We start from the raw sequence: 7,103 nt of genomic DNA on the forward strand, positions 1-7,103 counted from the left end.
TGCAAAAAAATTGCAAAATTCGACCGCTTGCATTTAAGAAAAAGAGTTATTTGATATTGATAGGAAAAATAATGCAAAAATTTTGGGCAATTTTTTGCCTTTTTTTCATAAACCTAGCACAAGCAGAAGTTAGCCAGCCAGTGCAAGGAAAGCTAGAAAACGGTTTACGTTACACCATTTTGCCGTTGCACGAAGATAAAGGGCGAATTGAAATTCGAATGAAAGTCTATGCAGGATCGGTCGATGAAACGGACGAGCAGGCGGGTGTGGCACATATGGTAGAGCATTTGGTTTTTCGTGGAACACAAAAATATCCCCATGGCTTAATGCCCTATTTACACGAACAAAAATGGGTTCGGGGGCGGAACTATAATGCGGTAACGAGTAATGACAGTACAACCTATATGCTTACACCGCCGAAAGCATCGGATTTAAATCAGAGTTTAGACGTGCTATCTCAAATGCTCTTTTTTGCGACGATGAGCCAGCAGGATCTTGATGATGAACGTAAAGTCATTTTAGAAGAGTGGCGTGCAGGGCAAGGCATTGGACAGCGAATGAATCGTGCTAGAACCAATGTCGTGCGAATGGATTCTCGTTATACTCGCCACCCTGTTATTGGCACGCAAGAAAGTATTCAAACAATGCCCGCCCAGCAGCTGCAACAATTTTATCGAGCGTGGTACGCCCCGAATAATATGCAGCTGTTGATTGTGGGAGATACTCATGTAGAAGAGGCGAAAAAGTTAATTAAGCAGTATTTTGAGGCAATTCCGAATCGAGCAGTAGCAAAACGGGATTATTTAGACCCCAAGTTAAGCAACGCATTACGCACAGTGCAAATTCAAGATGAACAGAGCGGTGTGAGCCAAATTGCCTATATTTTACGCTTTGACGAAAGTCGGCTACGCCAACAAACGGATGAAGGACGTTATGCCCGCTTACTCGACCGCTTAGCTGTTGCCACTGTTGCTCAGCGCTTGCGCAATGAGCAGGAAAATTTGCCGAATGGCATTCGAAGTATGGTGTTACGCAAATCAGATATTGGGCAAAATAGTGTTGCATTAGCTCTGTTTGCAGGTGTCGATGAACAGTCGCATCAGCAAGGTTTGCAACAAATTTTTATGGAAATTGAACGCTTGAGACGTTTTCCGATCACACAAGCAGAATTAGATCTACAAAAAGAGAAAATTCAAGCACAAATTGAGCGAGCGAAAACGCATAAGAGTGATCGTGATTTTAGCGGTTGGGTTCAGGCAATGGTCAATAGCGTGCTGATGGATTACCCTTATTTAACTCAGCCAGAAATTGCCGCACGAACTGAGCCAATGTTGCATCAAATTACTATTGAAGCATTAAATCAACATATTCAAAGCTGGTTTGCTCAACAGGATCGCATTGTGCAATATCAAGCACCACGTCTTACACATATTGAGCCAATCACGGCGGATTTGGTAAAAAATTGGCAAAAACAGACCGCTTTACAGCCCATTTCTGCTCCTACGGCAGAAAAAATGATTGAGCCAATGTCGTTAGAAAAGGTGGTGTATCAAGGCAAAATTCTCACCCAACAGCATTTTTCAGCAGAAAATGTACACTATTTTACCCTCTCAAATGGTGATCGTGTGGTATGGCTAAAATCACCCACTGCCAAAGAAAAAAGCTACTTTGAGGCTCGCAGTCAAGCGGGCTTTAAAGCAAAAAATCTTGGGCAGTGGCAAAGCCAAATTGCGGTACAGTTAATTGCTCAAAATGCTCCGCTTGATTGGGAAATTGAGCAGTTAAATCGTTGGAAAGCCTTGAAAAAGGTGAATTTAAATCTTAGCCAAACAGCCGATGAATTAGTTTATAGTGGTACGGTTGATAATGCCCATTTAGCGGATCTATTACGCCTTTATTACGCTTATCAGCAAGAAACACAAATTAAAGCAGGCGTTGATGAAACAAAAGAAGCGATCGCTGCAAGCATTGATCTCGCACAAGCAGAGAGTATGGAGAATCAGCGGCTAAAAGCACTCAATAGGTTGCGTTTTGGGCGTGAGCAAACTGACATTTTGCCAGATAAAACAGGGCTGGCAAATTTATCCGAAAATGAGCTTAACCATCTTTGGCAAAAGATAAAAAATGCACCGACTACCTATTATTTTGTGAATGATTTAACTGAAGCTCAAATGGAGACCTTAATTTCTCAATATCTTGCTGGAATTCCACGCCAGCAGGCATTGGAAATGGAAGATTTGTTACCTATCGCAGGGCGTGAGATGATGCGTTTTTCGATGAATCTTGAGCCAAAAGATAATGTTCAAATGTGGTTTTTTAACGAACATCAATGGCAGGGAAAAGATGCGGTATTGGTCTCTTTATTGCGTTCTATCGTTGCTAATAAACTTAAACTGGTTTTACGAGATGAACATTTAGGCATTTATAGCTTACGTTTCGAGAGTAGCTTAAATCCGAACTCACAGCGGATTGAAAGCCAGTTAAGCTTTAGCACTTCACCGGAAAATAGTGAGAAAATGGTGGCGTTAGCCGAAGACGTTCTGAAAAAGGTTGCCAAACAAATTAAGGAAGAAGACATACAAACGGCAAAAGCTCAATTCTTACTGAGTGAAAAAGAGCGGTTAAAATCACCACACGCTTGGTTGAATCGTTTGATTTTAAGCGATAAACAGTATCATTCACCTCGTTATTTGGGCGAAGTGGAACAGCTAGCAGAAGCAATCACGCTGAAAAACATTCAGCAAATGGCTGATAAACTTTATAATGAAAATAATCTGAAAGTGTTTATTACCACACAAAAACAAAAATAAGGAAAGCAATGCGAAATTTTTTTAAAGCGCTTTGGGAGCTATGTAAGCCATTTTGGGGAACAAAACAGAATTGGCTGGCGTGGCTCATTTTTATTACCGTCATTTTAATTGGCTCAGGAATTACTTATCTCAATGTGAGAATTAATGACTGGCAAAAAGTTTTTTATGATGTGCTGGCAGAGCTTAAAACCGATCAAATTGTGCCATTGATGATGGAATACGGTATTTACATCGGCATTTTCGTGATCATTAATGTTTATCGTACTTGGTTACGCAAATTATTGATTATTCGTTGGCGAGAGGCGATGACCGAGCAGTTTATTGATAAATGGCTTTCTAAACAGATTTTCTATAAGCTGGCTCATCGCAAAAAAATGGATAACCCCGATCAACGTATCGCTGAGGATATTCGAATTTTTATTGAATACAGCATTGAACTCACGGTTTCGTTACTGTTTAACGTTATTCAGCTTTTCTCATTCTTGATGGTATTGTGGCGATTATCAGGAAAACCTGAATTTACTCTTTTTGGAGAAACCTTTGTGATTGAGGGGTATCTCGTTTGGGTTGCTTTAATTTATGCTGTTGTTGGTACGGTGCTTACCCACTTAATCGGGCGAAAATTACACGGTTTAAACTATCAACAACAAGTTTATGAAGCAAACTTTCGGAGTAGTTTGATTCGTAAACAGGATAATGCCGAGCAAATTGCATTGTATAAGGGTGAGAAAACAGAAAAGGCGACACTTGGACGTGAATTTGCTGAAATTGTACGAAATTGGCGTATGCTGATGGATAAAGAACGTAATCTCGGCTTTTTTACTGTTGGCTATAGCCGTTTCTCCATTTTATTACCTACCTTGCTCTCAATCCCACTTCTGATAGCAAAAATTGTTACCATTGGGGGCTTAATGCAGATTCGTACCGCTTTCCAAGTGGTACTCAATTCCTTTAGTTGGTTTATTTATGCTTATTCATCTATTCCAAAGTGGACATCAGCAGTAGTGCGTTTAAACCAATTAAAGCAAGAAATAGATGCGCTAGAGAATGCCGTGAAAATGGAGATTGCTGAAACAGATAAGGCCATTGATACCGAAAAACTGGCGATTTTTACGCCCGAAAATAACCGTTTATTGCATGATATTTCACTCTCTATTGAGCAAAATAAATGGATTTATCTTAAAGGGCAAAGTGGATTGGGCAAATCAACGCTACTTCGCGTGCTTAGCGGTATTTGGGATTATTATGATGGACAGTACCGTTTACCGAATCAGAAATCATTACTCATTCCACAGCGTAGCTATTTAAATCGAGGCACATTGGCTGATGTATTAAGCTATCCCGATAGTGGTATTTACACCGAACAGCAACTCAATAATGTACTTGAAAAAGTAGGAATGACTCGTTGGGTAGGCTATCTTGACCAAGAACAGAATTGGGCAGCGGTTTTCTCGGGGGGAGAACAGCAGCGTATTGCTTTCGCACGCATTTTGCTCAGCAAGCCAAATTTACTCTATTTAGATGAAGTTACATCTAGCTTAGATATGCATTCAGCTGGGGAGTTAATGCAATTATTGAAAGATGAATTGCCTGAAAGTACGGTGATTTTTATCTCTCATCAACAAGGTATAGCGCGTTTTGCAGATATAGAAGTGGATTTAACCCAGTTTAAATCGACTAACCAAGCGGCCTAAAATGCATAAAAAAATGCAAAACAAAAGGCATTGGGTTTCCAATGCCTTTCTTTTGCAAAAAAATGAGAAAATTGACCGCTTGTTAAGCTTTATGTGGATTACGAGTATTCACGCCTTCCAAATTTCGCATTAATAACGCAAAATCCAGCTCCACATCAGCTGGCACATCTAAGAAAACAAAATGCCCATCACCAAGTGCTGCTTCTACATTTTCATTTTTGCGATTTTGCATACGCTCGATTTTAAAGACGATATTGCCTTTTGGTGTCATCATTTCCACGCTGTCGCCGAGCAAGAATTTATTTTTCACTGCCACTTCTGCCATTCCTTGCGCATTGCGTTTACCTGTAAATTCCCCGACAAACTGTTGGCGCTCGGAAATGGAATAGCCGTAGTCGTAATTTTGATATTCATCGTGAGTATGGCGGCGTAAGAAACCTTCGGTATAACCACGATGTGCAAGGCTTTCAAGCGTATCCATCAAACTTTCATCAAAAGGCTTGCCAGCTGCGGCATCATCAATCGCTTTACGGTAAACCTGTGCGGTTCTTGCACAGTAGTAAAACGATTTGGTGCGACCTTCAATTTTAAGTGAATGTACACCAATTTTAGTCAGCTGCTCTACATGTTGTACCGCTCGTAAATCTTTGGAGTTCATAAAATAGGTGCCGTGTTCATCTTCAAAAGCGGTCATTTGCTCATCGGGGCGATTTGGCTCAGTATAGAGGAAAACTTTATCGGTCGTTTGCCCTTCGCCTAAGGTCGGTTCAACATTTTTGATCGCAATTTCTGGTTGATATTTTTGCACCGTGTCCATTGGCACAATGTTGCCCACTTCATCTGTTGTACCTTCTTCCATTTTATATTCCCAACGGCACGCATTGGTACAAGTGCCTTGGTTTGGATCGCGTTTATTGATATATCCTGAAAGCAAGCAACGCCCCGAATATGCCATACACAATGCACCGTGTACGAAAATTTCTAGCTCCATATCCGGCACTTGTGTACGAATTTCCGCAATTTCATCAATAGACAACTCACGAGATAAAATCACACGAGTCAGCCCCATCTGTTTCCAAAATTTTACGGTTGCCCAGTTTACCGCATTGGCTTGCACCGAAAGGTGAATATCCATTTCAGGAAAATGCTCACGCACGAGCATAATTAACCCTGGATCAGACATAATCAGTGCATCGGGTTTCATATCCACCACGACTTGCAAATCTTTGATAAAAGTTTTGAGCTTAGAATTGTGTGGTGCGATATTCACGACTACATAAAATTTCTTGCCGAGTGCGTGTGCCTCGTCAATGCCGATTTTGAGATTAGCGTGATTAAATTCATTGTTGCGAACACGCAATGAATAACGAGGTTGCCCTGCATATACGGCATCTGCCCCATATGCAAAGGCATAACGCATATTTTTTAAGCTACCTGCGGGCGATAAAAGTTCGGGTTTGTTTAACATAAGTTATTCTCTTCTGATGACAAGTCAGTGCTTTCCTAAGGGAATGCATAAAAAAGGCGCTATTTTGCAGAAATAACGCCTTAGGAGCAAGAATTATCTCACTTGCTGAATGAGTGCTGAAATATCTTGATTAAATTGCTCTTTTTCTGCCATCTTAACAATTTGCTGGTGGCTATATTGCTGAGCGTTATAGACGACAACGATACTTGTGTCGCCAATTTGCAAGAAATTATGCTCGCCAAATTCTGTATAACGAGTTGCACCAATACTGATCACTGCTTTGTCTGGATAATTGGCTTTTTCTAGTAAATCAGCAATATTATTCATAGGATTTTCATCCGGTTGATTATTCATTCGGTCGATGATCCAATCCAATAATTTTTGGTGGAAATAGCTATAACTAATAGTTGGGCTATCAACGCCATATTCTGATAATTTCCCATCACGTTTATGAAAACAAGCAATACGGTAGTTATCTATATTCCCACCTTGTGCAAATTTATCTAACGCAATCCAAGTAGATGATAGGCCTTTGGAGTTCTTTCCCCAATTTTTCTTTTCACAGATTTTGCTTGCATTCGGACGTCGGATTGAACAGTCGTTATACGCTGCAAAATGGGTTGGTTTTAGCGAGATGACTTTTCCTTCTTTGTAAGCAATATCGCAAAGCAGTGCGACTTCTGGTTCAATCTGCAGATTATCTGCATCACTAGGAAAGTTAATGGTATTAGTAGAGAGAGGGTAAATGCTTAAAAATTGAAAATCATCTAATTGTTGAGCTGGAACATAGAAAGGAAAGATTGCTTTTGGTTGTGAGGCTTCACTTGTTTTTACATTAGCAAAGTCAGATGCCTCGCCCGCTTGTTCTAAATGTCCTGCGAAATTGCCGGCTACGCCTAGGCCGATAATGTGCTGTATTCTCATTTTTTTCTCCATTTGCAAAAAATACAGAAGAGTTTACCGCTTGTCTGTGAAAAAGCTATCATAATTTGTGCGATTTGCTGGGTATTTAAGCGAATGATAATAGGGTTGAAATTTTTTGCAAAAAAGCGCTTGCAAAGGATTTTGAAATCTCTATAATGCACGCCATCGCAACGACGCACTGTTGCAAAGATAAATTTTCCAGTGCGT

4 protein-coding genes are annotated in these 7,103 nt (G+C 40.4%); 2 read left to right on the forward strand and 2 right to left on the reverse strand.

Features of this window, described 5'->3' with window-relative positions; translation table 11 throughout:
* Nucleotides 1-71 precede the first annotated feature (71 nt).
* Together EDC51_RS07970 and EDC51_RS07975 are read left to right on the forward strand one after the other, a co-directional pair.
* Nucleotides 72-2,810: a M16 family metallopeptidase gene (locus EDC51_RS07970; RefSeq protein ID WP_131928624.1), complete on the forward strand. Its 2,739-nt coding sequence runs from the start codon at nucleotides 72-74 to the stop codon at nucleotides 2,808-2,810.
* A gap of 8 nt (nucleotides 2,811-2,818) precedes the next feature.
* Nucleotides 2,819-4,504 carry an ABC transporter ATP-binding protein/permease gene (locus EDC51_RS07975; RefSeq protein WP_131928625.1) on the forward strand — a complete coding sequence of 562 codons (1,686 nt, stop codon included), beginning with the start codon at nucleotides 2,819-2,821 and terminating at the stop codon, nucleotides 4,502-4,504.
* A gap of 82 nt (nucleotides 4,505-4,586) precedes the next feature.
* Here the strand turns inward: EDC51_RS07975 and trhP are convergent, their stop codons facing one another.
* Complete coding sequence (gene trhP, locus EDC51_RS07980) at nucleotides 4,587-5,972, reverse strand: prephenate-dependent tRNA uridine(34) hydroxylase TrhP (protein ID WP_131928626.1); 1,386 nt, start codon at nucleotides 5,970-5,972, stop codon at nucleotides 4,587-4,589.
* A 93-nt stretch (nucleotides 5,973-6,065) separates the two neighbouring features.
* Nucleotides 6,066-6,896, reverse strand: coding sequence for a DUF5718 family protein (locus tag EDC51_RS07985; RefSeq protein ID WP_131928627.1), 831 nt, complete (start codon nucleotides 6,894-6,896; stop codon nucleotides 6,066-6,068).
* Nucleotides 6,897-7,103 lie beyond the last annotated feature (207 nt).

The organism is Bibersteinia trehalosi (genome assembly GCF_004346205.1).
Lineage (GTDB): Bacteria > Pseudomonadota > Gammaproteobacteria > Enterobacterales > Pasteurellaceae > Bibersteinia > Bibersteinia trehalosi.

Bases quoted from the DNA above. Each gene is read 5' to 3' on its own strand.
- EDC51_RS07985 (WP_131928627.1), bottom strand. From the start codon at position 6,896: ATGAGAATACAGCACATTATCGGCCTAGGCGTAGCCGGCAATTTCGCA.
- EDC51_RS07975 (WP_131928625.1), top strand. From the start codon at position 2,819: ATGCGAAATTTTTTTAAAGCGCTTTGGGAGCTATGTAAGCCATTTTGG.
- trhP (WP_131928626.1), bottom strand. From the start codon at position 5,972: ATGTTAAACAAACCCGAACTTTTATCGCCCGCAGGTAGCTTAAAAAAT.
- EDC51_RS07970 (WP_131928624.1), top strand. From the start codon at position 72: ATGCAAAAATTTTGGGCAATTTTTTGCCTTTTTTTCATAAACCTAGCA.